General features: G+C 40.9%; 20 protein-coding genes and 2 pseudogenes. 6 read left to right on the forward strand and 16 right to left on the reverse strand.

Annotation, left to right across the window (positions count from 1 at the left end; translation table 11 throughout):
• Positions 1 to 158 (reverse strand): annotated as a pseudogene (locus tag H6G18_RS14935) (photosystem II q(b) protein); the annotation flags it as partial.
• A 227-nt stretch (positions 159 to 385) separates the two neighbouring features.
• On the opposite strand from H6G18_RS14935, the gene cofG reads away from it, so the two are divergent.
• On the forward strand, positions 386 to 1,360 hold the full coding sequence (gene cofG, locus H6G18_RS14940; protein ID WP_190407888.1) for a 7,8-didemethyl-8-hydroxy-5-deazariboflavin synthase subunit CofG: 975 nt from the start codon (positions 386 to 388) through the stop codon (positions 1,358 to 1,360).
• A 92-nt stretch (positions 1,361 to 1,452) separates the two neighbouring features.
• Here the strand turns inward: cofG and hflX are convergent, their stop codons facing one another.
• Positions 1,453 to 3,192 (reverse strand): GTPase HflX, encoded by a 1,740-nt coding sequence (hflX, locus tag H6G18_RS14945; protein WP_190407954.1) that lies wholly within the window; start codon positions 3,190 to 3,192, stop codon positions 1,453 to 1,455.
• Positions 3,193 to 3,363: 171 nt separating this feature from the next.
• On the opposite strand from hflX, the gene H6G18_RS14950 reads away from it, so the two are divergent.
• The gene (locus H6G18_RS14950; RefSeq protein WP_190407889.1) at positions 3,364 to 4,200 is read left to right on the forward strand and encodes an alpha/beta fold hydrolase; all 837 of its coding nucleotides are present in this window, start codon (positions 3,364 to 3,366) and stop codon (positions 4,198 to 4,200) included.
• 103 nt (positions 4,201 to 4,303) lie between these two features.
• On the opposite strand, the gene H6G18_RS14955 is transcribed toward H6G18_RS14950, so the two are convergent.
• From H6G18_RS14955 to carA, 5 genes are all read right to left on the reverse strand, one after another.
• The gene (locus tag H6G18_RS14955; RefSeq protein ID WP_190407890.1) at positions 4,304 to 4,606 is read right to left on the reverse strand and encodes a DUF1816 domain-containing protein; all 303 of its coding nucleotides are present in this window, start codon (positions 4,604 to 4,606) and stop codon (positions 4,304 to 4,306) included.
• A 93-nt stretch (positions 4,607 to 4,699) separates the two neighbouring features.
• Complete coding sequence (rlmB, locus tag H6G18_RS14960; RefSeq protein WP_190407891.1) at positions 4,700 to 5,671, reverse strand: 23S rRNA (guanosine(2251)-2'-O)-methyltransferase RlmB; 972 nt, start codon at positions 5,669 to 5,671, stop codon at positions 4,700 to 4,702.
• A 79-nt stretch (positions 5,672 to 5,750) separates the two neighbouring features.
• On the reverse strand, positions 5,751 to 6,236 hold the full coding sequence (locus H6G18_RS14965) for a Mini-ribonuclease 3 (protein WP_190407892.1): 486 nt from the start codon (positions 6,234 to 6,236) through the stop codon (positions 5,751 to 5,753).
• Positions 6,237 to 6,657: 421 nt separating this feature from the next.
• Positions 6,658 to 7,059, reverse strand: a complete 402-nt coding sequence (locus H6G18_RS14970) for an STAS domain-containing protein (protein ID WP_190407893.1) — start codon at positions 7,057 to 7,059, stop codon at positions 6,658 to 6,660.
• Positions 7,060 to 7,211: 152 nt separating this feature from the next.
• Positions 7,212 to 8,378: a glutamine-hydrolyzing carbamoyl-phosphate synthase small subunit gene (gene carA, locus H6G18_RS14975; protein ID WP_190407894.1), complete on the reverse strand. Its 1,167-nt coding sequence runs from the start codon at positions 8,376 to 8,378 to the stop codon at positions 7,212 to 7,214.
• A gap of 280 nt (positions 8,379 to 8,658) precedes the next feature.
• Here carA and H6G18_RS14980 point away from each other — a divergent pair, with 280 nt between their 5' ends.
• A complete protein-coding gene (locus tag H6G18_RS14980; RefSeq protein WP_190407895.1) occupies positions 8,659 to 9,714 on the forward strand; it encodes a retropepsin-like aspartic protease family protein in 1,056 nt (351 codons plus the stop codon).
• On the opposite strand, the gene trpD is transcribed toward H6G18_RS14980, so the two are convergent.
• From trpD to H6G18_RS24815, 4 genes are read right to left on the reverse strand one after another with little or no spacing between them, the layout of a single operon-like run.
• Entirely contained in the window at positions 9,644 to 10,720 is a 1,077-nt protein-coding gene (gene trpD, locus H6G18_RS14985; protein ID WP_190407896.1) for an anthranilate phosphoribosyltransferase, read from the reverse strand. The two genes, H6G18_RS14980 and trpD, sit on opposite strands and share 71 nt — an antisense overlap.
• Positions 10,721 to 10,780: 60 nt before the next feature.
• Complete coding sequence (locus tag H6G18_RS14990) at positions 10,781 to 11,662, reverse strand: DNA adenine methylase (protein ID WP_190407897.1); 882 nt, start codon at positions 11,660 to 11,662, stop codon at positions 10,781 to 10,783.
• A 13-nt stretch (positions 11,663 to 11,675) separates the two neighbouring features.
• Complete coding sequence (locus tag H6G18_RS24810) at positions 11,676 to 12,197, reverse strand: hypothetical protein (protein ID WP_242040339.1); 522 nt, start codon at positions 12,195 to 12,197, stop codon at positions 11,676 to 11,678.
• Positions 12,198 to 12,235: 38 nt separating this feature from the next.
• Positions 12,236 to 12,598 (reverse strand): hypothetical protein, encoded by a 363-nt coding sequence (locus H6G18_RS24815; protein ID WP_242040341.1) that lies wholly within the window; start codon positions 12,596 to 12,598, stop codon positions 12,236 to 12,238.
• Between the two features lie 94 nt (positions 12,599 to 12,692).
• Here H6G18_RS24815 and H6G18_RS15000 point away from each other — a divergent pair, with 94 nt between their 5' ends.
• Together H6G18_RS15000 and H6G18_RS15005 are read left to right on the forward strand one after the other, a co-directional pair.
• Entirely contained in the window at positions 12,693 to 13,415 is a 723-nt protein-coding gene (locus tag H6G18_RS15000) for a cytochrome b/b6 domain-containing protein (RefSeq protein WP_190407898.1), read from the forward strand.
• Positions 13,416 to 13,575: 160 nt separating this feature from the next.
• Positions 13,576 to 13,980 (forward strand): MAPEG family protein, encoded by a 405-nt coding sequence (locus tag H6G18_RS15005; protein WP_242040342.1) that lies wholly within the window; start codon positions 13,576 to 13,578, stop codon positions 13,978 to 13,980.
• A 79-nt stretch (positions 13,981 to 14,059) separates the two neighbouring features.
• Here the strand turns inward: H6G18_RS15005 and H6G18_RS15010 are convergent, their stop codons facing one another.
• From H6G18_RS15010 to H6G18_RS15020, 3 genes are all read right to left on the reverse strand, one after another.
• A complete protein-coding gene (locus tag H6G18_RS15010; protein ID WP_190407900.1) occupies positions 14,060 to 15,154 on the reverse strand; it encodes a hypothetical protein in 1,095 nt (364 codons plus the stop codon).
• Positions 15,155 to 15,249: 95 nt separating this feature from the next.
• A complete protein-coding gene (locus tag H6G18_RS15015; protein ID WP_190407901.1) occupies positions 15,250 to 18,639 on the reverse strand; it encodes a virulence factor SrfB in 3,390 nt (1,129 codons plus the stop codon).
• A 53-nt stretch (positions 18,640 to 18,692) separates the two neighbouring features.
• A complete protein-coding gene (locus H6G18_RS15020) occupies positions 18,693 to 21,233 on the reverse strand; it encodes a proteasome protein (protein WP_190407902.1) in 2,541 nt (846 codons plus the stop codon).
• 249 nt (positions 21,234 to 21,482) lie between these two features.
• Between H6G18_RS15020 and H6G18_RS15025 the strand changes: the two are divergent.
• A pseudogene (locus H6G18_RS15025) lies at positions 21,483 to 21,713 on the forward strand (transposase); the annotation flags it as partial.
• A gap of 181 nt (positions 21,714 to 21,894) precedes the next feature.
• Here the strand turns inward: H6G18_RS15025 and H6G18_RS15030 are convergent.
• Entirely contained in the window at positions 21,895 to 22,689 is a 795-nt protein-coding gene (locus H6G18_RS15030) for a cistern family PEP-CTERM protein (protein WP_190407903.1), read from the reverse strand.
• A 394-nt stretch (positions 22,690 to 23,083) separates the two neighbouring features.
• Entirely contained in the window at positions 23,084 to 25,228 is a 2,145-nt protein-coding gene (locus H6G18_RS15035) for a GumC family protein (protein ID WP_190407904.1), read from the reverse strand.
• Positions 25,229 to 25,824: the final 596 nt, after the last annotated feature.

Consider the following 25,824-nt stretch of genomic DNA (forward strand, 5'->3'; position numbering starts at 1 on the left):
ATGAAGGCGATGATAAAGCAGGTGGTTGCAGCTAGCAAGGTGGGGATCATCAGTACTCCGAACCAACCGATGTATAGGCGGTTGTTGGTGCTGGTAATCCACTCGCAGAACTGTTCCCATACGTTGGCGCTCTTGCGCTGTTGTAAGGTTGCGGTCATGTTTTTATGATTACGTTGTTTTGTATGTATGTTGTAGGCGTTTCCACCTGTTACATATCTTAACTGCAATTATTTCATTTTGTAAAGTGTTTTGAGAAAACATTTTTTGGTACACCCAGGAGAAAGGTCTGAAAATCAGGTTTTACAATAGTTTCCAGATGTAAAGAAAATAAATTTTCTGAATCTAAATCCCAAAAAGCTTAAATTTACTCAGTAAAGTCTGTCTTATGTCAGTTGCCAATACTCCTTGTGCGATCGCCACTTATAGTCCTGCTTATACAATTGTTCCTACCTATGAATGTTTCAATCGCTGTACCTACTGCAACTTTCGTACTGATCCTGGTAAAAGTCCTTGGATGACCTTATCAGCAGCAGAAAACATCTTGAAACGACTGCAAAAGGAAAAAGTCTGCGAAATTCTCATCCTCAGTGGAGAAGTACACCCCCATTCATCACGGCGTCAGGCATGGTTTCAAAGAATATATGATTTATGTAAATTAGTGTTAGCGCTGGGTTTTCTGCCCCATACTAATGCTGGGCCTCTTAGTTTTGCAGAGATGCAACAACTGAAAAGCGTTAATGTTTCAATGGGTTTGATGTTGGAACAGCTAACGCCAAAATTATTAGAGACAGTTCATCGTCATGCACCGAGTAAGTTACCAGAACTCAGGCTACAACAACTAGAGTGGGCAGGAGAGTTGCAAATTCCCTTTACAACAGGCTTACTCTTAGGAATTGGGGAAAGCGCTAATGATTGGAGGGAAACATTACAAGCCATATCGAACTTACATCAACGTTACCATCACATTCAAGAAGTCATTCTGCAACCCCATAGCCCAGGAAATCAGCAAACCTTTGATGCACTGGCTTTTGACCCCCATAAGTTACCAGAAGTCATTGCCAAAGCACGCCAGATTTTACCACCAGATATCACAATTCAAATTCCGCCAAATTTAGTTAAAGATGAGCGATGGTTACTCAGTTGTATAGAAACTGGTGCTAGAGATTTAGGAGGAATTGGGCCGAAAGATGAAGTCAATCCTGATTATCCTCATCTTCAGGAGCAAGAACTGAGAGAAATCTTACAGCCTGCGGGGTGGCAATTAGTACCACGTTTACCTGTATACCCCCAGTTTGATAGTTGGTTGTCAGAGGAGTTGCAGACGGTAGTAAGACGGTGGAGAAATTTTGTATTTGCATAGAAATGTAAACAAATAAAGCCCGATAGAGGGCTTTGTCAAGAAAAAATGTTTTTGTTTGAATTGTGGCAGTTTTATCAGAAAACTATGAATATTTACTGAGAGTCAATGGCATATTGAATCAGCAAACTGAGACGTAGACGCAGGGTTTCTAAACCCAGGCGCTGGCTTGCAGAAATAAACACGGCTAGTGGAAACTCTTCTTGAGCTAAAGCGAGAGTCGCACTATCTACTTGGTCTATTTTATTAAAAGCAACCAGTGCTGGGCCAGGAGTCACGGGCATTTGTGCCAAGATTTCCCTGACTGCACGAATATGGCTTAACCAAGCAGGATGAGACAAATCTACTAAGTGTAATAAGGCATCGGCTTCTGTGACTTCTTCCAAAGTGGCGCGGAAGGCATCCATTAATGATGCAGGTAATTCGTGGATAAACCCCACTGTGTCTGTAATTAAAATCTCTTGGGGTTCTCCGGTTTCTGCATGAGGAATGACTAAGCGGCGTGTGGTGGGGTCAAGGGTGGCGAATAACTGGTCAGCAGTGTAAACTTCAGCATTTGTGAGAGCATTTAATAAGGTGGATTTGCCAGCGTTGGTATAACCGACCAAAGCCACCGAGGGAACCTCCTGATGTTGTCGTCTTTGGCGTAAGCGTGAACGGTGTGCTTGTAATTGATCAACTTCTTGTTGTAGTCGGGAAATACGTCTTTGAATGGTGCGGCGTTCGGTTTCTAATTTAGTTTCACCAGGGCCACGAGTCCCGATACCACCCCCCAGTCGAGACATTGCTTGACCTCTGCCGGTGAGTCTGGGCAGCATATATTCTAACTGTGCCAATTCTACCTGCAACTTACCCGCGCGGGATTGAGCGCGTTGAGCAAAGATATCTAAGATAACTTCGGTGCGGTCAACTACGCGGATACCAATTTGCGCTTCTAAGTTGCGGACTTGGGCGGGTGAGAGGGCGCGGTCAAAGACGACGAGGTTACATCCCAAGGTTTGGGCGGTGAGGGCAACTTCTTGGACTTTACCTTCACCGATGACAGTTTGGGGATGAATGCGCGATCGCTTTTGTTGTACTGTCTGTAGTACATCACCACCAGCTGTATCGACTAATCGTGACAATTCCGCCAAGGTGTCGTGGAATTGTTGGAGTGACATATTATCAGTCATGACACCCACAATTAACACGCGGTCATGATCAGCGTCTACTTCCTGGGCGATAAATTCCCGGCGAAATTCCTCTTCCAGTCCTTCCACCAAGTCGATGAAATCCTGCTGTGCCAGATCATCTAAATCCAGTGGTGGTGATATGCTCCAACTGGTAGACTGAGCATTATTTGATCCTGCGATCGCTGCACTAGGAATCAAAGTACGGGCATCTTGAGGGACTAGGTGTGCCAAATAAGCTTCTTTAACGTATCCTGTAGCCCCGCCACCGCGCCGTGTAAAGCCTGTCCCAGTGATATTGATTACCACTAAGGCATCTAAACGCTGCATTGCCATTGCGGTTAAAGCCCCTTCATTCGGCGGTTCCGTCTTGAGATGGGTAGCTAGGCAACGAATACCACTGAGACGTTCTGCACCATAACGCGGTAATTCCATCGGCGGAATTTGAGTTTGACGCGGTGTGCCTACGCCAACACGAATCACTTGTCCGCGACGGTTAACGTAGGCACATACAGGTAGATTAATTTCTGTGCTAATTGCCGCCAGACGCTGGGAGAACTCAGACGTTGTGATGCGATCGCCTGGTATGCGCTGGTGGTACAGTCGCTGTAGTTGTTTCAGCTGACTGGATTTTAAACCCTGAAGATTACCGAAAATAGTTTCTATAGGCGTTTCGACCAGTTCACTGGCCCCCCGAATCCTTCTATTGTTTATTTTACAACAGCGCTAAGACTGCCAACTCAATCTTCTGGTGGTGCATTCTCAAGTCAGTCAGCTTCCATCAATTCAAAAACTAGCTATCCTTTTAACGGGAAGGGACGATTCCGAATTAATTTTATGGTTACTGTGGCTGAAAAACTCAACGTTCACATTCAAGGTCAAGGTTTCCCCATATTAGGATTACATGGTCATCCTGGTAGTGGTGGGAGTCTGTCTGTTTTTACTAATCACTTATCAAAACGTTACCAAACTATTGCCCCTGACTTACGTGGGTACGGCAAAAGTCGCTTTCGTGGCACTTTTACAATGCAGGATCATTTAACTGACCTAGAAGCATTATTAGACCGTTTTCAAATCGAAAAATGTTTAGTGTTGGGATGGTCACTTGGTGGAATTTTAGCAATGGAGTTAGCGTTACGCCTTCCACAGCGTATCACTGGGCTGATTTTGGTGGCGACAGCAGCAAGACCCCGTGGAAATCATCCGCCGATTTCTTGGCAAGATAATTTGTATACAGGTGTTGCAGCACTCCTGAACTATATTAAACCGAGTTGGCCCTGGAATATGGAAACTTTTGGGAAGCGATCGCTGTTTCGTTACCTCATTCAACAACACACACCAACAGCTTATAGTTACATCGCCAAGGAAGCTGTTCCCGCCTATCTACAAACTTCTACATCTGCCACTCACGCCCTTAACAGCGCCCTAAGGTTAGGATATAACCGAGTCACAGACATTGAGCAAATTTACTGCCCTAGTTTAGTCCTTGCTGGCGCACAAGACCGCCACATTACAGCTGATTCCAGCTTAGAAACTGCTCGACACCTCAAGTATAGTCAGTGGAAATGTTACACAAACACGGCTCATCTTTTTCCGTGGGAAATACCTCAGCAGGTTCTCAGTGATATTGATATCTGGTTAGCAAATAACTCACAGATAATTAGTAGTCAATAGTCTAGAATCCACAGTCAAAAGTTCAAAGTCAAGAGTTGAAAGCAATCACTCATGACTAATAACTATTGACCAATGACTATTGACTATTGACTAATTGCCTAACTTACATCTGACCGCTAAAGGCAGGCTTTACTTTGCGGTCAATGCGTTCCCCCAGGTCGTCAGCAATTGTCAAATTATCGGGCTTGCAGCGCTTGACGTTAACAACTATTCCTTGCGCCCCTTCAGTTTCTAAATCTTCTACGTAGCCTTTGATGGCTACCTTAGCATCAGCAGAACTGAGAAAAGGCCCAAAGTAGTATGTGCAACGTGGATTTTGAGTGTTAATCTCCACCCACCAAGCCAAGCCAAATATATTGAAAGTATTAATTGCAGTTTCCTTCAGGTTTTGCCAAATTGTTTTCATGGTTGTCGCCAATTGTTCAAAGTGGTACTGAATCTTCAACAATAGTATTGTTATTTGTTGTTACATTTCTTTATACTCTTTTACTGATGATTTTCATAGAGGTTTTTGTAACTTATCTAGGTATAAAGTGTTTAACGAACGTTGGCGAAAAATCTCATACAGCGCCATTCCTGCCGCAACTGAGGCATTCAGGCTAGGGGTCTTACCCATCAAGGGAATTGATACCAAAACATCACATGAGCGCTGAGTTAACATACTCAAACCTTCGCCTTCCGAGCCGATTACCAAAACAATAGGGCCACGGAAGCTGACTGTGTGTAGAGGTTCACTACCTCCAGCCGCAGTACCATAAATCCAGAAACCAGCTTCTTTCAAGTCTTCTAGCGCGCGGCTGAGGTTAACTACTCTAGCTACAGGAAAATTTTCTAAAGCACCTGCCGCTACTTTTACCACTGTAGAGGTGATCCCGGATGCTCTTCTTTGGGGGATGACCAATCCTTGAGCGCCAATTGCTTCGGCTGTGCGAATAATCGCCCCTAAATTATGAGGGTCTGTGATGCTATCAGCTACGACAATTACGGGATCGGTGACAGACTTAGCTTGGGCAATTAGTTCATGTAACTCAATATATGAATAGGGAGAAATCTGGGCTGCTATCCCTTGGTGATTAGCTTGGTCGGTAATTTGGTCTAAACGTTTGGGTTCTACTTCATCAACGACTGCGCCATTTTCCTTGGCTTGAAGAATCAAATTATGAAACCGGGGATCGTAACGTAGTCGGGGAACTACCCAGATGCGGTTTAAATCACGTTGATTTTCCAAAGCACTAAGTACTGGATGACGACCATAGATAATGTCGCTATCTTCCGGTGGTTTAGGAGTAGGTGCTGAATCAGAAAATTTGCGGCGTGGACTTGGAGGACGTGAGCTGCTAGAGCTAGAATTACTCTCCCCATTTCTGTGACTACGAATAGGATTAGAAATGACTCGCTTACCCTTAATTTTTATGGGTTGTCCGCGATTCGCTTCGCCCGTAGTTTTGATTTTTCTAGGTTTGTTAGTCATAAAAGTTTGATCTATGGCGCATGGGTAGACAGTCCGATTCCTGTAGTATCTTTCCGATCACGGAGATTGAACCGTTTAATTATTCTTCTTTCTCTAGATGGATTTTCTGTAACAGTTCGGCTAGACGTGGGAAATCTGTCAGATAAAGGTAGCCTATTAAAGCTTCAAGACTAGTTGCTTGTTGATATATGTCGGGATCAACCCTTTTGGGGCGACCTGTGGCAGCATTACGGCCTCGGCGGACAATTTCTAATTCACTTGCCCTCAGGTAAGGAGTCAGCGATCGCAAATGTAGCGCCTGTGTTTCTGCTCTGACTTGTGCTACTACTAAACGATGGTAAGGATCTAATCGCTGTAATGGTAGCAGGTAAAATATTCTAACATATAGTTCATAAACTGCATCTCCTACGTAAGCCAAAGCCGCAGGAGAAATTTGCTGCAATTGTGTCTGGGAGATATTTTCAATTAATGGCGCAGTACTTGCCAAGAGTGCTTGATTCCAAGGCGAATCTGGCTTAAAGTCTTCACCTTGTTGCTCTGATAACTCTTCCTCTTGGGACTTCACAAATTCATCATTCCTTCATGGACTACTATTAAAAAGCAAAAGTAAAAAGATTTAAATACCTAACATTTTGCCAATTTAAAACGATATCCCTATTGCCTTTATACCCTACTACGTTGCAAAAGCATCTACCTTTTGGTAGATTATCTGATAATACTATCTGGATACATATATCTGAACAAGCAAATAAAGAATTATTTTTTAGTAGGTTTTTTGCTCGTAATTCTACTATCGATGAGTACTTTATCAATTCAAAGTATAAAATGCAATCTTTGGGGAAGCAGAAGGTAGGAGGCAGTGCTGATGAATTTTCTACACTACCACTAAGTATGAAAGTGATTGTTCACAACTCCCTACTTTCTACTCCCCACTTATAAATTAAGCTATGCCGAAAAATATCGGATAGCTTAATTTTTCTATGATGTCAAGCACCCTTGATATTTTCTACTGCTGCGTCAACTGTGGATTGCAGCGAAAGAAACTTCTCTAAACGAACGAGCTTGACGGTTTGAGTGACTCGTGCATTGGTGACAATTTGCAAGGTTCCTTCGGCATTTTGAGCCTGCTTGGCTAGCTGCACCAGAGCGCCCAAGCCGGAACTGTCAACAAAGTCAATTTGCGAAAGATCCAGAATAATATGCTTTGGGCCTTCATCAATTTTGCCGCCAAGTACCTTGCGAAACGTCGGCTCAGAAAAGGCATCTAACAGACCTGTGAGGCGGAATAGCTGATAGTTATCGCGGGCTTCACGAGTCCCCCTCAGGCTTACGGTTAGATTCAGTGGTTCAGCAATAATTCCCTCCTCGTCGTTAAAGTGAACGCTCAAGTATAGATGGTTTTGAGGCTGTTTGTCTACAATCTGCTGGAGTATGGGGTTCCGGGATTAAATTCAAAATTAAGAATTTTTAGTACTTGATTATGGGACATTTGGATTTAATTATGTTCCCTAGTCCCTAATCCCTAGTCTCCAGTTCCTTTTTAACTCACTTCTGTTGTAGTGGCTTGTTTTGCTGTCCGCATCTGGTGAACAAACTGGGCAAACAAGTAATCAGCATCGTGAGGGCCTGGGCTGGCTTCTGGGTGGTACTGCACTGAGAATATGGGTAGAGATTTGTGGCGTAAACCGGCAACTGTGCGATCGTTTAAGTTGAGGTGGCTAATTTCCACAACTGCCTCAGGTAAAGAATCTGGGTTGATCGCAAAGCTGTGATTTTGGCTGGTGATTTCTACCCGTTGTTGTGAACCAGCAGGCTGATTTAAACCCCGATGCCCAAATTTCAGCTTAAAGGTTTCTGCTCCCAGGGCATGACCCAAAATTTGGTGTCCCATACAAATACCAAAAATGGGTTTTTGGCTTTGGAGCAGCGCTTTGGCTGTGGTAATACCTTCTGTTACGGCCGAGGGATCGCCGGGACCGTTGGAGAGGAAAATACCATCTGGATTGTATTTGAGGATTTGTTCCGATGGTGTATCGGCAGGTACAACAATGACTCGACAACCATAACTGGCTAAACGACGTAAGATATTCCGTTTAACACCAAAGTCTAGGGCAACAACTGTCAAGGATTCCCCATTATTTACCGTAGCGTCTGGGTTGAATTCCCAAACTGGGGTTGTGGGATCTGACCATTCGTAAACATTTGAGGTGGTGACTTCCCGAACTAAATTTAAGCCTGCCATGCTGGGAGCTGCCTGTACCTGCTCCAACAATTCGGACTCATCCAAAATTTCTGTGGATATACCGCCGTTCATGGCTCCGTACATCCGAATTTTGCGGGTGAGGGCGCGGGTATCAATGCCAAAGATACCGGGGACTTGGTGCTGTTTGAGGTAGTCGGGTAAGGATTGAGTCGAGCGCCAGTTGCTCGGTTTATAACAAATATTTCTGGCGATCGCTCCCCGCACTTGGGGGCGTGCTGATTCTTCGTCTTCGGGATTAACGCCGGTATTCCCTAATTCGGGATAGGTAAACACGACAATTTGACCGCAGTAACTGGGATCGGTTAACACTTCTTGATATCCAGTCATGCCAGTGTTGAAGACGACTTCGCCAATGGTGGTTCCCGTCGCACCGAAAGACCAACCACGGTAAGGAGTTCCATCTGCCAAGACAAGGAGAGCAGGTATTGCGTCAGACAGGGGCATAAGCTATGAAAGCAAAAGGATTAGGGTTCAGGATTGGGGATTTGGTTGACAGTTGACAGTTGACATTTCCTTTTCAGCAGTCAACAGTTAACAGTGAGCAGTCCTTAGTCCCCAATTTAGTCAATACTGCGACTGTTAATTATCCCATGAGTTTGTTAATTACGTGTTCGCCAAGAAATTAATTAAAACTTAAAATCAGAATAGATGATTTAAGTCTACAGGGGAATCGGTGGCAGGAGTGGATGTGCCTTCGCTGGAACAGGTAAAATTGAGATTAATTATGCTTCAGCCCTTTTTATCTCGTGCAATCCTGATTTGTTTGTCTGGTACTATAGCCGTTTTGAGTGTTGCTTGTAGCACAGGCAAACAGAAAACAGGTATTCTTCGCAATCAGCAGTCTCTGGTGACTGAGGATTTGTCTGTACCAGCACCCGATGAACCGCAAGCAGTGCCAACTATTTCAGCCTCGACAGACTTGCCACCATCGCCAATGGAACCTAGTTCTTTTGAGATGGGTTTAGATAAGGCTACTGGTGCTTTGAGTATTAGCCAATCGGCTCAATCGCCTGATGATTGGTATTTGGTGGCGAGTCAGTTCCATGATGCGATCGCTCTCATGAAACAAGTCGAAAAGCAGAGTCCTGAGTTTGCGATCGCCCAAACTAAAATTTCTGAATACCAGCGTCAGATGAAGAACGCTGTCCGCCAAGCCAATACGATTGCTCAACCATTGCTCACAAAACCCACTCCCAAAAGGGTGGCAGTAGCTACACCCCAACCATCTACCTCACCCCAATTTGTCATTCCTGTACCGCCACCCAACAGTACACAATTGACCCCAGAACCAGCAAATTTTCCTATATCAGCAGCACTTACCTCTGAACAAGATGTTTTTGTCGCCCCAATTAAACGACGAATTGGGGGTACGCCAATTGTGACCGTGACTTTTAATGGTCAGCAGCAATTTGACATGATTGTCGATACTGGAGCCAGTGGTACTGTGATTACTCAACAGATGGCGAATGCGTTGAGAGTTGTCACTGTGGGCAAAGCCAAGGCTAACACCGCTAGCGCTAAGGCTGTAGAATTTCCCATTGGTTATGTAGATTCGATGGCAGTGGGAGGGGTGATAGTAAATAGAGTACCAGTGGCGATCGCTGGCGCAGAACTGGAAACTGGTCTTTTAGGACACGACTTTTTTGGTAATTACGATGTCACTATTAGGCGCAATGTCGTAGAGTTTCGCCGCCAATCACACTCAGAAATTAACTCCCCAGAAAGTGTACCAATTGTTCCAATTTTGCCCAAGCAGTACCAGTCTGTAGGATCTCCCTAGCTACATTCACACCTTTGGCATGGTCTAATAAGGGGACTGCACCTGCTACCTGTAGCGCTAATGAAGCATTCAAAGCTACAGCATCTTGTTGTGCTTGGGTTCCTTTACCTTGTAGTACTGCTTTGAGAATTGCTGCATTTTCTTGTACATCACCACCCCGGAGTGCGCCAATAGGAGCCGGAGTCACACCCACTTCCTGGGGATTTATAGTAGTTAACTCTAGTTCACCATTAGATAACACTGCTAAGTCAGTTAAATCACCCAACCCAGCCTCATCAAGCTTTTCTCGTCCATGTAAGACGATCGCCTTTTCCTTACCCAAATTGTCTAAAGCTTGGGCAACAGTTGTCAAAAGTTTGGGAGTAAATAACCCGACTACTTGTCCTGTCGGACGTAGAGGATTTACCAACGGCCCCAGCAAATTAAATACCGTGCGAACTCTTAAAGTCCGTCGCAACCCAGCCACCGCCTTCAGTGCAGGATGCCAACCAGGGGCAAACAAAAATGTGATCCCGACTTCTTGGAGTGCTGATTGTACCTTTTCGGGGGAAGCATTCAAGTTAACGCCCAAAGCTTCCAAAACATCAGCGCTACCCGTCAAACTCGAAGCAGAACGATTACCATGTTTGGCAACAGGTACACCATAAGCCGCCGCCACAAAAGCCACTGCTGTAGAAATATTAAAAGTTGATGACCCATCGCCACCAGTACCACAAGTATCAATTACAGTGCTGAGTGGAGATTGAGAAATATTTTCCCCACTCCCCATTTTTGATTGAGATTGTAGTACTTCAGCCATACCAGTCAACTCGTCGGCGGAAACACCTTTAAAATTGAGTGCCGTTAAGATTGCTCCTGATAACTCTGGGGGGACTGCTTCACTTAACCAACCTTGCATCAATTCAGCAGCTTGCGATCGGCTTAAAGATTCACCATCTATTAATTGTTGCAGTAGAAGATACCAACTAGTAGAAGATTCTTGGGTAGGGATTGGGGAAGTTGTCATAACTCAAGTTTGTGTACGTTGAGAGGCATGGCAGTTATCCTACCGAAAAATCGACTGTCATCAAAGGGAGGTTGAAATATTAAGTTCTAGCTGTAAATCCTGTTGATTTTTTGCCATTTTATTTAAATTATGTTTAATTTCATAATTGCTAATAAATAATTCTTTTCCCTTCGCAGCATCGCTTTGTTTATAGTTATTCATGCCATACTGCAATTCCCATTCATCAATATAAGCTAGGGGAAAATTTGCTCGAATTTCCGGCGAGTTGTCGTAGGTAATTAGCCAGCGATGAGGACATTGTTGCAATAATTTAGCGAATCTTTGGTGTTCAAAAGATGTATGTAAATCACCATCCTTACCATATAATCTAGATTTAGTAGCGCTAAAATATGGTGGGTCTAAAAATATAAATACATCATTTTGTTCACCATCCAATAGTTGACTGTAGTCTAAATTAGTAATTTTTATATCTTCTGTTAGTATATTTGCTAATTTCTCTAATCGTTCTATTGAGGAGTAAGTAAACCTTTTGAGGAAAGCTTGTTGAGAGAAACCGCCTGATTCTACAGTACCAGAGAAAGTAATTCTGTTGAGGACAAAAAATCTTACTGCTCTGTCGAAATCAGATATGTTATTGACATCAACTGTGGTTAATTCTAAAAACAGTAATTTACCATCTTGATATTTATCTTTAATTCGGTGTATTTCTTGCACTATCTGAGGTAAGTTAGATTGTGCAAATTTCCAGAAAAGGAATAATTCAGTGTTTAAATCATTAATCCAGATTTTCAGATGAGGAAACTTTTGCTTTAAGTAAATAAATACTGAACCACCCCCTACAAATGGTTCTCGAAATTCATCAAAATTTTCTGGCAGATATTCAATTATTTGCTTGATTGCTTTGGATTTACCGCCAGGATATCGGAGTGGACTTTTGATCATAATTCAAAAAAAATTAGGAGTTGCCGGATATTTCTATTTTTAGTTTACGGTTATTTTGGGCTTCCAATGCTAATTTCTTGATAATTAATTTCTGATTGTTGTTAAAAGTATTATTGTTGACTTTGATGAAAGATTCTATTTCTTCTGATGATGCTTCTGGGAAAATAATAGAGCTTGTAACATTGTTACCCGTGAGCTTTAATTTGGGAACAAATAAGACTGGTTTTTCATTAAGTATTAAAGAATCTAAGTTAGAAAATAAAATTAATTTGAATAAGCCATCTTGAATATCATGTAACTTAGGTAATGAATTTTTTGAAGTATTTTTTGACTCTTGTATGATATACACACCATTATCGACCAATATTTCATCGGGAGTCAGATAATAAATACCTCCTAAATAGTTCTCAATACTGAAAGCTGCCTTTAATCCGTCTACTAAATATTCTAACTTGTGCGAAGTAATAGCTTCTCTCTTACTAGCATTTTGACAGAAGTGTTGAATGTTAAGAAAAAGCCAATAAAAATAGCCCAAAATATGTTAGATTTTGGGCTATTTTTATTGGCTTTTTCTTAACATTCAACACTTCTGGCTAAAACGATATAAATATTCAGTAGGTTCATCCAAGAAATAGTAGAATATTGAATTATATCCCTATCCCCATTTTTGCCCTCATCTTTAATTATAGGAATGATAGTAATAATTTTAGATGAATTGTAAGTATTGTAGATTCTAGCAAAGGGATAACTTCTGGTTCTTTTAGGCGATACCCATTTTGAATAAGCGATTTCTGTTGTTGGTGACTTGATTAAGCCATAGCTACCCGCTCTATTAATATCAAATCCATCAATATTGTTTTCTTTTAAATGATCATTCAAGTAAGTTCTATAACTCAGATTTTTAATGAACCCTGTAAAATTTAGAAATGCTGACATTGCCTTTAATTTTTATGACTGTAGTAGTAAATGTTAATATTATGTTCTCATTTTCTGTTAAAAAAATCTGATAAAAGCTACCGAGGTAATGGTTATGTCCCGTTCTGTGCCTTATCAGCCTTTGTGGTTAAAGATTCTTCATGGTGTGAGTGGAATTTTAGCGATCTCCGCTATCATTACAGGTTTTTTAGTTTACAATACCTTCGATGGCAGATTTGGCAAGTTACCCATCCCTCGCATTGGGCAAAGTATAGACATTCACGGTACATTTGCAGTCTTTTTCTTCTTTGTGTTCCCGGCGTTAGCCCTCTATAGCTTTCATGCTGGAAACCGAAAGCTATTACAACAAGATTCTTTACAAAATTTAACTCAGGTGGGTAGATCGATTTGGTGGGTGAGCTTACAAAGAATTGCGAATACACTCATGCTAATTGCTGGGGTTTTAGCTGTGTTGTCTGGCAGAATGATGAAAGAAGAGTGGCTGCCCACAGGACAATTAAATCATAGCTGGTACTACCTACATCTGATTGGTTGGGTGGTGATAGTTTTCTGTTTAGCAGTTCATATTTTGATGTCTATTAAAGTGGGTGGTGTGCCATTATTACTTTCCATATTTTCATGGCAAATTCGCCCAGAAGATAGTCCCACAAAATGGTCTACTCGTTTGCAGAATTGGTTAAGTAATTTATCAGCTAATTTGGCTGGAGGAATGAATGATTTCATGCAGAATAATTTCCCTCTCAGAGTAATTGAGATAAGTGTGCTAGTGGGAATTTTTGCAGCCCTAGTTTTACCTTTATTCTTCTCTGGTGAGTAGTGAGTACTTAATAGGGATATGAAGAAATATTAAAAATAGTATACGTCTAGAAAAGCGATGCTCTACGACCGACTGTCGGTAATCGCTGTATAGTATTTAAAAACCGATTGGTGAGATAAACGCTACAGTTGCATTAGTCCGTTAGTGTATGAGTTCAGTCATGGTTACTACTGATATGACCGTCCCCTTGTGGGGTCTGGCAATTTTTATTATCTGGACAATTGCTGTTGTTGTATTTCTGCTAGCAGTTAGGATTCGGCATTTATCTACTGGCGGTTCTCCAAAAGATTTTGGAACACCAAATGAGGAAAGTTTGCTTTGGCGACTATTTCGAGTGCAGTCCAACTTAGTAGAAAACCTACCTTTGTATATAGGAGTTGTGTTTCTTCTAACAGTTCGAGGCTTATCGGGAACAGTGGTAGATTCACTAGTTGTCGTATACATCCTATTTCGACTTGTGCATTCATTAATTCATATAGCCGGACTAAATCCAGTATTTCGGCTCTCAAGTCTAGTGATTCAGTTAGTCTGCTTGGTTACTTTGATTGTCTTAGCAGTTTTCTAACAGAGAAAATCAATTTTCATAAGGAGGTTGACTACTAAATTTTGAATTTTGAATTTTGAATTGATTCCCCCTGCCTTTTCTACCTTGATGAGCGAAAGATGACACGACCAGGAATTTCTTCTTGGTTAATGCGTGCATAGACTCGCAAACAAGTTAAAACTTCCCCTGGAATACCGCCGCAGTCTAATTGCAAGTCATCTTTAGAAAAAGCACAAATATCAGCATAAATTCCTGTTAATTGGCGAATCCGTACCTCATAACCTGCATTGGTCGCTCTATCGGCTACTTTTTTTAGTGCGCGTCTTGATTCTTGTTGCAGCTTCCCCCACCAAGAATAACGCTCAGATGGGGGTACAAATACCAAAGAATTGATGGCTTCATCCATGTCAATCCAAGCGCGTAAAGTTAATAAGGGTTCGGCAATTTCTTCGGCTTTTTTTGTACGCTGGAAGCGGTCTATTAATGTATCAATGTATTGGTGTTGTTGCTCTGGTTGGAAATGTAAGGGAATAACATCGAAGCTGAAAACACTTTTTAAGGCGTGATGTAAATCTGGTTCTATTTCTATAAATTTGCTCCATAAAAGTAAGAAACTAGCTAATAAATGTAGTTCTTCAGAAGCATTATTTTGGATAATATTGTTATGAAAAAAGGCTTTTTGTGATAGGCATAAGCCTTGAGCATTGACACTACCAATCAGTCCGGGGTAGATAATTTCATTGCGAATAAAAGGCAGGTGATAAACATATTCATTATTTTCTACTGCACCCATTTCTTGAGCAAAATCTAAAGCCCGTTGTCGCCAAAATTGAGCCAAATCTTCGGGAACTCGTAATAATTTGCGGTGCATTTCGTTCCATAAATCGGCATCTGTATGACTTTGTAACAGAGAATCTCCCAGATATAAACTGAGTTCTGAGTCAGAATCGAAAGCCTCTCGCAGATAATTTAGCTTTAACTCATCTGGATGCTGGATGATGGCTACGGTCTGTTGTTCTGGCTGTAGGAGATTTTGCAGTTCTTGCAGCACCTCATCGCATACTTTTGCGCCTGGGTCTTGCGGTAATTCTGCTTGGGCTTTTTTGAGGGAAGCCTCTAGCCCATACAGACCATATCGCAATAACCGCGCTAATTCCGAGTTTTTTGTTGCTAGTAACTGATATAGGTGCTGCATTAGTAATTCCTTTTCTTATCTCACACAGAGGCGCAGAGAAAGATTGTGCATAACTCTCCGCGTACCTTTGCGCTTACCTCAGCGCCCCTCTGCGTTTAATGTATTCCACAGAAAGGGTCGCGTTCCTTATCAACCTCATTCGGTTGCAAATCTAATTCAGCACAGTAAACACATCCTTCCTGTTGGAGACATTCTGCATTTGTGGATGTCCAGTAAGGTACATCACCAGCGTGGATGCGTAAAATCCCTTTGTTATCAAGAGTCACACGATATTGACAAGGATAATCTGTGCTGACATCTGGTTTGCGGAGTGCGCCAATACGTATCCATTTTTTGGTGTTGGTTTCGGTGTCGGTTTGGTAAACATAAAAGGTGTGTTGTCCATTTTGGGGGAAGGGGGGAAGGGGTTTGCTAATTAAGCCTGCGCCTGGTTGCTGTGAACCATCCCGCAGGTAATGGAAGGTTTGCAGAGTTTTGTGGTTATTTCTGTCTACTTCAAAAACCAAATGATAGGCATCTGGTTGATCTACGGTGGCAGATTCGATTACATTGACGGCAATATCACCATCATTTAAGTCTTTGTCTGGGCGTTCAACGGCGATGTTCCATTTCAAGTTACCGTCAGTAAACAAGGTTGATGCTTCAGATGCTGCTGATATGGCTGAATTGACATCAATACCTGGAACATCAATTAAATAGTGAGGGTTTCCTTGACACAGCAAGACGTTAAATTGTAGGGTTTGGTCTATCTCAAACTGGACTTTAATTTTTCTGAGAAATTCCCCTTCGTCCATTGCCAATTTTTCCATGAGGGTTTTGCCATCGAAGCTACCCCACAGGCGTAAGTCTCCGTCTTCGTAGTCTTGGCGGTAAATGATATTGGTTAACTGTATCCCTTGCCATTCGGTGCGGACTTTGGCGACGTTTTCCCCTGGTGTGAGTTGGTATAGTTCCTGTCCAGCCTTGAATACTGTTAATAGGTCGTTGCTTTGGGTTTTGCGTTTGAAGTTACAGGGAAGGTAATAAAAGAGGTTTTTGACATCTATTTCTAGTTGGTTAGCACCTTTACGTAGCAGTCCTTTGGATTCTTCTGGGTCGAATCTTAGTCTCCGCAGTTTCTCGGCGTAGCAAGCGCCGGCGGAGGTGGCTAGTTTGGTATATTCCAAGACAAAGGTGATGCGTTCGGGATTCCAGACAAAATGGGGAGAGTTGCTAAATTCTTGGTAGATGTGGCGCTGTACTAGGTCGAGATTGCAAGTTTTACCGGAGAGAATTAACCAATCAACTTTATGGGTGTTCCAAGGATCTATATTGTTATCTTCGGAACGTAACCGACTTTCCATCAAGCCTTTAGCTATCCCAATCGCCTCTTTAATGGCTGAGGCGGCGGCGCGTTCAAATTGCTGGCTGTCTAAGGTAACGCTGAGGGTGTCTAATTCTTTGACTTGGAATTTGATGGCGCTTTGAGTCAGCAGTTCGGCAATTTGTTGTTCAGCAAGGGTGAAGGTTAAGGGAGAACCATCGTTTGGTGGTTTTTGTCCGAGTTTAAGTTTAGCTGCTTCTGCATGATCCCATAAAGTATAGAAGGTTTGCAGGCGTTGGGGTGCTTGTTGCCAACGAGTGGGGATGACTTTCTCGGCTGTATCTAAGGCATCTTTATAAGCAGCATCACCTTCAGGATTTTCTTTATCTAAACATTTCAACAAACTACCGCTTTTGAATTTTCCTTTTTCTAAAAAGCGTTCGTTTAATTCCGCACTAATTAAATCTTCTAGTTTGTCACTTTCGATATTACCAACTGTGACTGCTGTGAGTAAAGTATCAGCGATCGCTACTTTCAATAACCTATACACGCGTAGGGTAATTAATTCGCCACCCAGTTGTAAATGTCCAGAGGAACCCAACAGTTTCGGGGTGAGTTTATAATAACGTCCGCCTAATCCTCTATCTTCATTACTACTAAAAAATGGGGTTTTATCTTCTAAGGTAAGTTCAATTAAAGCTAAGTCTGTTGTTCCGCCACCAATATCTAAAACGAGGACATTTTGTGACCATTTATTTTTTTCTTGGCGACAACGAGTTTTAAATGACTCAATGCCAATATTGAGATTACCACCAAACTCGCGCCATAAAAAGAAGATAGCTACGGATACCGCTTCATCGTAGGCGGTTTGTACGTCATCTATTCCTAATTGTTCAACTAATTCTTTGACTTCTTTCCGCACTACTGGCGGTGCAACTGTGGGGTATGTGACAACTGCCGTGAGGAATTCTCCGTCAGAAAATCTGCGTCTGGCGCGTTGGCGATAATCTTCAGTTAAATCAATTAAATGTGACCAAGCAGCTTGTACAAGTTGATTAACATTAATTGTTTCTTCTTCGCCATCTAAAATCACTGAGAAATCACGCTTTTGTCCAAAATAACGTTTTGGTGAATGGTGAAATCTGCTGATAATTTCTTTGAGAGAACTGCTAGTTCCTTGAGCGATCGCCTTTTTTCGATTGTCTCTTGCTTCCCTACCCATGCGAATTTTCACATCTGCCAAACTGAAGATTTCTAACTCACTGGGTATTTCTGTATCGCGGCGGTCAATATCTAGGACTACGGGAATAAGATTTTGTGATTCTAAGGTAGGAACACGAAAAACTTCATGGTAGATATTATATAATTTTCTGCTGATGGCGTGACGAAATCTATCACTATTACCTAAACATAATTCTACTTGCCTAATCGCTTCTAAAAACCTGTCTTTATTATCAGTTTGAAAAACTTCGCTTAATTGGATTGGATCAACTTCTAAGTTTTTACTAATATCTGTTAGAAACTTTTCCCATTCACTTGCACTCACTTCTGGTAGAGCAATAGTAGCCGGAGAACTCAACCATTGAGACAGGCGATCGCGTAATCTTAATTCTTGTTCTCTCGGTAAAACTTCGGCAATTGGCACTTCAATTGGGTCGAAAAGTGTCACAGTAGAATTAGATGTACCAAAATCTAAAGCGAACCATCCGGGAAACCGTTTGCGTTGCTTAATATCCGGTTGTTGTTCATGATAATTACGGATTTGTTGGGGATTATCTGGTTGTGTTGTTGGTTTCATAGGTAGTGACCACAGATGACAATAAGCTGCTATTTTTTTGCGTGCAGATAGCAGAGGATTTCCTGATAAATCGGAATCGAAATATTCAACAATTACTTGTAAATTACAGTTAATAGCTTGTGTTAAAGTTTGCTCTAGTTTACAAGGATATTGTTCTAATTGCCCAATTTGAGAAATTTTTGGTGTGGCAGAATCAAATTGTCTATAAGATTTTTCTATTTTTAATGCCAATTCACTTGATGCGCCTTTAACAGTGCAGGTTATGCGGGAAATATGGGGGACGTTGTTCCCAGTACCAATTAATTGAATCGTGGGAAGTTCCAGATATTTTTTTTCGTTAACCCGCATCTGAAAGCGTGGTGCAAGCTGAATTTTTACAGGCATTTTCTCGGTTCCCTATGCAGTCGTAATTAGTGGTGGCTACTAATTACTCATTACTAAGAATTGACTGCTAAATCGGCAATTTCCGAGAGATTTTGCAACCAAGTGGGAACTGCACCTGGAGATTGGGTATCACCAGCAGCAATAAATCTCAGCAAGCCATCTTTTTTAGAGATATTTTGCAACGTAGGAATAATTTGATCTAAAATTCCTTCTAATTCAGCATTGACTCTTTGATTAACTTCGCTAACATATTGCACCAAATGTAAGCTGGCACTAGCAGTAATTTCATCCCGTAGTCTTAGCACAAACATTTGATGGTTACTAGACTTAGATATAGTTTGTGATTTTTCGGGCGACCAATCAAAGATTTGACCAATATTGTGTTTTTCATCCTGACGCGCCAGAGGAAACATGATATCTGGGGTGAGGAATTTTTCTTGATGATTAATTTCCGATATGATTGCTGCTTGCCATTGAATAGGGTCGCTACCTAACAATAATTGGTAAAATAAATCAGCTTCTTCTCCACCAAATTTGCTCTCAATATCTTGTTCTATTTCTGGGTTGAGTAGCGCTTGCAAACGCTCTCTTTCTGGGGCGATTTGTTGGGATAATTTACTCAGTAAGTCTACCACCGCTTGACGGATGCGATCACGGGCAAATTCTTCTAGTTCTTTAACTGTCTTTTCAAAGGCTGGATAAAAGTCATCACTCTTGGTAGGGATACTGGTATTAGTTCTATTTCCCCTATCAAATAGCTTACCTGCTGCACCTTTTGATTCTGTAATGGTGATTGTGCCATTACTGGCTTTGTTAAATAACAAAGTCCAATGATTCCAACTCAAGATTCTAAAAGTCAATTCATCTTTCACCACATCGCTGACCACAATTCCCCGACGGTCTTTGAGTGGTTCTTTACCTAAATCTTTCTGGAAGTTGCGGTAAGTTTTATCTAAATTCTCCAGCGCATTCCGCAAATCAATTAAAGCGGGACTGTCACCTGTGGGTATGCCTTGTTCGTGAATTTCGGCGATGATATTTTTGAGATTATCCTGTTGTTGCCGTAAATTTTCGGCGGCGCGGCTAGTATCTGCATACAGTTGCTTAAGTCCGTGAGTGGCGACGTGATTTTGCATCAATTCCCGCAGCTTGGCGATACCCCCGTCTTGAGCAAAGTAACCTAACTTGCGACTTAAATGACTGCGTGGATCTGATTCTAACAGGCGATCGCTCAAATATCCCCACTTTTGCTGCAACTGTTTCGGCCTCTCCAAGTAATTGGGATAGTCCAAGTTAGCTAAAAATTCCGGCGAACCAGCTTTCACACTGCTGGAACGTTTAGCTAGTTCCGCCAGTCCCAACAATGGCGATAACAACACAATGCGGTCTTTGTTGGTGGTGAATGCACTCGCACCGTCGATGGTGGTTTGCAAAACTCTCAGTTTTTGTAAAACCTTGTCAGCTGTTAAATTTGGCGTTTGACTCTCGTCAATTAATTGGTCAAGTTGTCTTTCGCCGCCTTCACTTTCCAACGGTAACTGGTCAAACCGTCCCACCCCCACTAGAATCAAATCTTTGAGGTCTTGTCCTGGGCGTTGCTGCTGCATCATCGTGAAAATTTTATTCGCGCGATCGCTCCCCGGCGATTTACCATTGAGCAGTACCAGAATCGTTTGTACTTCTGCTAATTCCCGCAATGATAAGAACGTATCTCTAGCACCAGAATTAGCCGCACCCAATCCCGGAAAATCCAAGATAATAAATTCGGAAGCGTCCGTAATATCCCAAATTTCCCTAGAGATTTTCACTTCGATATCAACGCGGCGAATTAAGGGAAAACTATTCTGTAATAATTTTGTAGGTAAATTTTGCGGTGGACTTGGTAGACGGATATGGGCTGGCGGTAAATCTCCAAAGCCCAGGGTTTGGATAGCCAAAGGCTGTTCCGCCAATTGCAAACCTTCACGGGCGGCTGTAGGATCAATTTCGTAACGTCCGCCACAGAGTGCTTCCCCATAGGAACTATAGGCGCGGATAAACAGCACCAACTCCCGCAAAATATAACGCAATTCTAAATTATTACTACTATTCCAAGTCGCTTCGCACCAGCCGAGAATTTCTTTCCCAGAATTGAGTTTTGCCGGTTGTATCGCTGGAAGTCCGGCTGCTATTGTCCGACGGTTGGCTTCTCCTAACATGAAGCGTAAGCACTCATTTACCCCCTCTCGTGTCAGATACTCTACGGTGAAGTTACCAACTTGAGTAGTAGTAAAGCCAGGATGGGGAATAAGATGAATTGCTGTGACATTACCTGTAGTGGGATTTTCGCTAATGGGTAAAGCATCTGCATAGCCGATGAGGCTACCCAACAGAAGAGTTTTACCACTACTAAATTCTCCCATCACGCCAATTTTTACGGGCGAAGTAGCCAATTCTACCGTTTTTTGGGCAGCTTCCCGCAGACGTAAAAGGCAATCATCCAGACTAGCCGGAACCCAATCTTCAAGTTGGGAGGGAGATTGAGGAACAAAATCTAATTTTTGAAGAATAAGTTCGCCGTACTCTTTCAAACGTCCCAGATTTTCTGGCTCCATAGAGTAGCCTTCCGCTAAGATAAATTTCTGTGAGTTTTATAACACAAAAAAAATCTTTTCATTCCCCTATCTGCCATCTTGTTGATGATTAGGTATGATGTTGTTGAATATTAGGATGGAATTAAACGCAGATGAACGCGGATAGAAATAATTTCTATTGCAACATTTTAATCGTGTCACGCCACTACACATACTGAGATTTTTCAGCGCAAGCGCAGGCTACACCAACAAAAATCAAATCGGATTCCTATAGATTGGATGTATGAGCCACTTTTATATTTTCCGAAAAGTATAGGTACAATAGTTAGATAGTTTAGTGAAATAGTCGGTTATTTTGATGATAGAAATACAAGTGGTACTGTAGAAGGAATTAATAAGAAACTCAAGTTAACTAAAAGGCTTGGATATGGCTTTCGTAACTTTAGCAATTTTAAATTACGCAGTTTATTAAACTGGCAGTTTACTATTAATTATCTTTAAAAGTAACCGAATAATCCAAAATATTTGCTTAAAAAAAATAGGGAATACACTCAAATGTTAAAAGTAGTATTTTTGTCAGGCTTGACATGACTTAATTATTAAGATGTCTATTTGGCAAATTATACACTCTGTAGAAAATCTAGCCTTACTGTTGGCTTAATCAAACTTATCTGGACTTTGATTAAACTGCTACTTTTGCTTTGGCTTCTTTGTTGCCATACTTACGTTTTAAAGCTCCCAATCCGGCTGTACCTACACCAAGACCAAGCATGGTGATTGGTTCGGGAACGGGTTCACCAGGTTTACCGGCTAGTACATAACTACCTTCGCCAGTTTGGAATCTAGCAGCAAAGAATTGTAGGAAAGCTTTATCGTCAGTAAAGTTTCCATTTACTGTCAGGTTCATGACATCGGTTTGACCTGAAAGCAAACCTCCGCCCCCACCACCAGCACAGTTATTACCAGCAATGAAACACACATCGATATCAACTTGGTTAAAAGAAGGGATCGTTGGATTTGGGTTTAGTCTAGCTTCGCCAAAAGCATCTGTATCAGTATTAGAACCATCGCTGAAGTCGATACTTGTGGCTTCGGGATTTACTCCAAATGCATATGAGGTCAGACGTGCATTTATGTCATTTGGAGTCGTTGGAGTTGTGTTTGTAAGGCTAATCTGCAACGTTAGGGCATTATTAGTAAAGTTAACAATTGTCCAGGTTGATGTAGCACTTAACGGCTGTGTGAGAGTATTTGGAGGATAGGTTCCTGTTGCTAAATACCAATCGATCTCAAAAGTTTTACCGATGTCATTAGCTTTAGAAATTTCCGCTTGATACAGAGTCTGTCCAGAAGGATTACCACCTGCCCCAGGTGCTGTGGTTATGCTAATAGCTTGAGCCGGAGCAAAAGCAGAGGCTGTAACTGCAACGCTCGCTCCTATTAATAAAGCAGAAAAAACCGAGGTATACTTCATCATTTACTAGAAACTGAAAAGACAGTGTATTAAAAATATAGGGTGTAATTTTCAGTAAATCAATAGGTATACACTGTAACTTCATCAAGTATTTATCAAAATTAAATATTTAATTATCTTAAAATTTATTGATTTTTTACACATTCTTTTTTTCTCAAAACTATTGGGTATGAGTAAGAATAAAGGCTGAATTTTTACAAGCTTTGTAACATCACAATGCTGTTAATAGCAGCATATATAAATCTGATTTAATTGAAAAAAATCTCAGTATGTGTAGAGTGAGCATTGCTCACCCTACGTATATTTCAAAAATCAAATATGAATCCTATCGTTCTTTTATTACTGTTATTGGTTAGCCTGCTGAAATCAAATAACCGATATACTTATAAACTACTTTTTAACTGTTACTAACCACACCCAATATATTTAAAGGCAAAATCTTGAGATAATCTAAAGCTTGCTCTATCACTGACGCATCTGTTTTGTTGATCCTGACTACCATCAAAACCCCATCTGTATGAGGTGATATCACACTAACATCAGATAGTCCAAAGAAGTGGGGAGCATCGTAAATTACAAAGTCATAATTATTTTCAAAATCTACCATTAATTGCTTCATTTTTTCCGAAGCAAGTAATTTGATTGGGTCTTCAGGTGCGGGGCCAGCAGTGATGATAGATAGTTGCTCCATAGAAGGTAGCTGATGAATGACTTCACTTACTGGTAAATTTGTAGATAATAAACTACTCAATCCCCATAGGTTCTTTAAGTTTGCTAAGTTGTGAATCATCGGGTTCCGGAGGTTAGCATCTACCAATAGTACTCGCAGCCCCATTGCTGTGGCTGTTTGAGCTAGATAAAAAGCGACGATGGATTTTCCATCACCAGCCATAACCGAACTAACAACTAAAGAACGTACTTGAGAATTAGATTTGATTTGTTGAATATTTGTATAAAGAAATCTTAAAGCATCTAAGAATTCAGTTGAATAACTACTATACTCTTGAGCAATTGAAACATTAGAATCTTGACTACCTTCTAGTAAGGAATTAAATACTTTAATTGGAAAGAATTGAGATTTGGAAGTACTAGACTGAAGAGATTTGACTTCATTGTCAAAAGGAACATTCCCTAACAAGGGTATATTTACTTTCTCTTTAAGCTTTAGCACACTATGGTAAGTATTGTCAGTCTTTTCTAGTAATAAAGCGATACCAAGACCTATTGCTATACTTACAAACAAGCCTATAATTAAATTGCGTAATCTACTAGAAGCTGTAACCAGCTTTGGCTGAGTAGGTGGTTGGATTAACTGCCAACCTAATTCTGTTTGAGATATCTGAATTTGTAAATTTTCGCGTGTTGATAAAAAACGATTTAAGCTTTCATTGGCAAACTGTAATCTGCGTTGTATTTCTGTATATTGTCGCGCCAAAATTGGCACTTGCTTGCGTTGTTGTTCAAGCTGCTGTGATATTTTAGCGATTTCTTGGCTTTGTACTTCTAGGGCTTGGAGTTGAGTTTTCAATTCTGCTGTTCTGACATCCAGAAAACGCTGTTTCTCCCGTTGCAATACTGGCAGGAGACTAGCTCGTTTTTCTTTCAATGTTTGCAGCCTGGGGTTTTCGTTCTCTAAAAGTGTTGAATCTGTAGCAATTTGAGTATCTAATTGCGTTATCTGATTCAAAAGTTGCTGATATAAAGAAGCGCTATTGAGTATAGTTGTTTTTCCATCTTCTGTCTGGAGAAGATTTAATTGATTACGAATTTGTGTTAACTGTAAATTAAGATTTTGTTGTGTTCCAGCTAGAGAACCTGCTTGTCCATCAAGGGAATCTCCTTGCTTTTCTGGATTGTTAAAATTGTATCTCTGTCGAAAAAATTGCAGTTCTTGTTGGATTTGATCAACTCGCTTTTGGATGGATGGCAACTGTTGATCAATAAATTGAATCCCTTGCCTTAACTTAGTTTGCCGTCTTTCTTGGCTATATTCTAAATAATCTTTGACAAGCAGATCTAATACTGTTTTAATCTGATTTGGATCATTGCCTCGATAGCGTGTTTCTATGATTTTAGTTTCTCCTACCCGATTAATAGTTAGGGATTTGAGTAGTGATGGATAAGTAATCTCTGGATAGGATGTCCTTAACTCCTGAAGTGTGTTTCTCATCACTTCAGGGCTTTTTAGAACTATAATTTGGCTGTCGTAATCTAGTGTTGAGTTTCTTGAATTCGTATCTTTAACAATATTTACTACCTCGCTATCATCATTAACTGGTTCCACTAATACAAAAAAGTTGCTTTCATATTCTATTGGCTGCTTACTTAGCATCACATTGGCAAACACCGCTACCATAACGGTGGCAGATACACCTATGATGACTAGCGATCGCCGCCTGACTACGTTAAGCCAATCTTGTATACTGAAATTATCTTCTTGTTCTTCGCTCCACGGAACAGGAATTGGTTGTGGTTGAGCAAATAAAGGTTTAGAGTTGCCGTTATTTTCAGTATTTAAGGTTTGGTAAGATTGTTTATTCATAAATTTTAACTATTAGTCATGAAGGTTATTTTACAGAATGTTTAAAAAAATGTAACTTAATATACATTTTGTTGAAAAAATATTTTCATACCTAATAAATTGCTTTTAATACACAGATCGTAATTTACATAGTGCTTCTGTAGTGTAAAGATTTCACTATTCTAGTTATAGATTATCTATAGGCTAGATTACTTAGGCACTACTTACGTATAATTTACTCGGTTACTGGTAAATAAGTAACAATTAGAACTAGAGTAAATTTATTACTGTAGTTGTTGTCTCAATGACTTTTAATAATGAGATTAGTTATTGTTGCATGAATCATTAAGGATGTATGAACACAACTTGGAAACCATAGCAATCGAATTTGCTGGCTTTTTGGCAGAATTAGTATCTGTAGAGTAGAAAATGCTCACTGCATGATGGTTTTGCTGGGAAATTCTCACTCTACGAGTATTTTAACAATTAAGTATAAGTCTGATTTATTAAGTATAAAATGCTCGCCCTACATAAAATTTAATACAAAATAAACTGTGCCTTATATGAAGAAACATCTAAAAAACGTTTTAGAAAAATGAATTTTTTATGAAGGATAC

Source organism: Anabaena subtropica FACHB-260, from assembly GCF_014697105.1.
Lineage (GTDB): Bacteria > Cyanobacteriota > Cyanobacteriia > Cyanobacteriales > Nostocaceae > Trichormus > Trichormus subtropicus.

Excerpts from the sequence above, each read along its gene's own strand:
- H6G18_RS14980 (WP_190407895.1), top strand. The coding sequence starts at position 8,659 with ATGCTTCAGCCCTTTTTATCTCGTGCAATCCTGATTTGTTTGTCTGGT.
- H6G18_RS15015 (WP_190407901.1), bottom strand. The coding sequence starts at position 18,639 with ATGCCTGTAAAAATTCAGCTTGCACCACGCTTTCAGATGCGGGTTAAC.
- H6G18_RS15030 (WP_190407903.1), bottom strand. The coding sequence starts at position 22,689 with ATGATGAAGTATACCTCGGTTTTTTCTGCTTTATTAATAGGAGCGAGC.
- H6G18_RS15000 (WP_190407898.1), top strand. The coding sequence starts at position 12,693 with ATGTCCCGTTCTGTGCCTTATCAGCCTTTGTGGTTAAAGATTCTTCAT.
- H6G18_RS15035 (WP_190407904.1), bottom strand. The coding sequence starts at position 25,228 with ATGAATAAACAATCTTACCAAACCTTAAATACTGAAAATAACGGCAAC.
- H6G18_RS15005 (WP_242040342.1), top strand. The coding sequence starts at position 13,576 with ATGGTTACTACTGATATGACCGTCCCCTTGTGGGGTCTGGCAATTTTT.
- H6G18_RS15010 (WP_190407900.1), bottom strand. The coding sequence starts at position 15,154 with ATGCAGCACCTATATCAGTTACTAGCAACAAAAAACTCGGAATTAGCG.
- rlmB (WP_190407891.1), bottom strand. The coding sequence starts at position 5,671 with ATGACTAACAAACCTAGAAAAATCAAAACTACGGGCGAAGCGAATCGC.
- trpD (WP_190407896.1), bottom strand. The coding sequence starts at position 10,720 with ATGACAACTTCCCCAATCCCTACCCAAGAATCTTCTACTAGTTGGTAT.
- carA (WP_190407894.1), bottom strand. The coding sequence starts at position 8,378 with ATGCCCCTGTCTGACGCAATACCTGCTCTCCTTGTCTTGGCAGATGGA.
- H6G18_RS24815 (WP_242040341.1), bottom strand. The coding sequence starts at position 12,598 with ATGTCAGCATTTCTAAATTTTACAGGGTTCATTAAAAATCTGAGTTAT.
- cofG (WP_190407888.1), top strand. The coding sequence starts at position 386 with ATGTCAGTTGCCAATACTCCTTGTGCGATCGCCACTTATAGTCCTGCT.
- H6G18_RS14990 (WP_190407897.1), bottom strand. The coding sequence starts at position 11,662 with ATGATCAAAAGTCCACTCCGATATCCTGGCGGTAAATCCAAAGCAATC.
- H6G18_RS14950 (WP_190407889.1), top strand. The coding sequence starts at position 3,364 with ATGGTTACTGTGGCTGAAAAACTCAACGTTCACATTCAAGGTCAAGGT.
- H6G18_RS14955 (WP_190407890.1), bottom strand. The coding sequence starts at position 4,606 with ATGAAAACAATTTGGCAAAACCTGAAGGAAACTGCAATTAATACTTTC.
- H6G18_RS15020 (WP_190407902.1), bottom strand. The coding sequence starts at position 21,233 with ATGGAGCCAGAAAATCTGGGACGTTTGAAAGAGTACGGCGAACTTATT.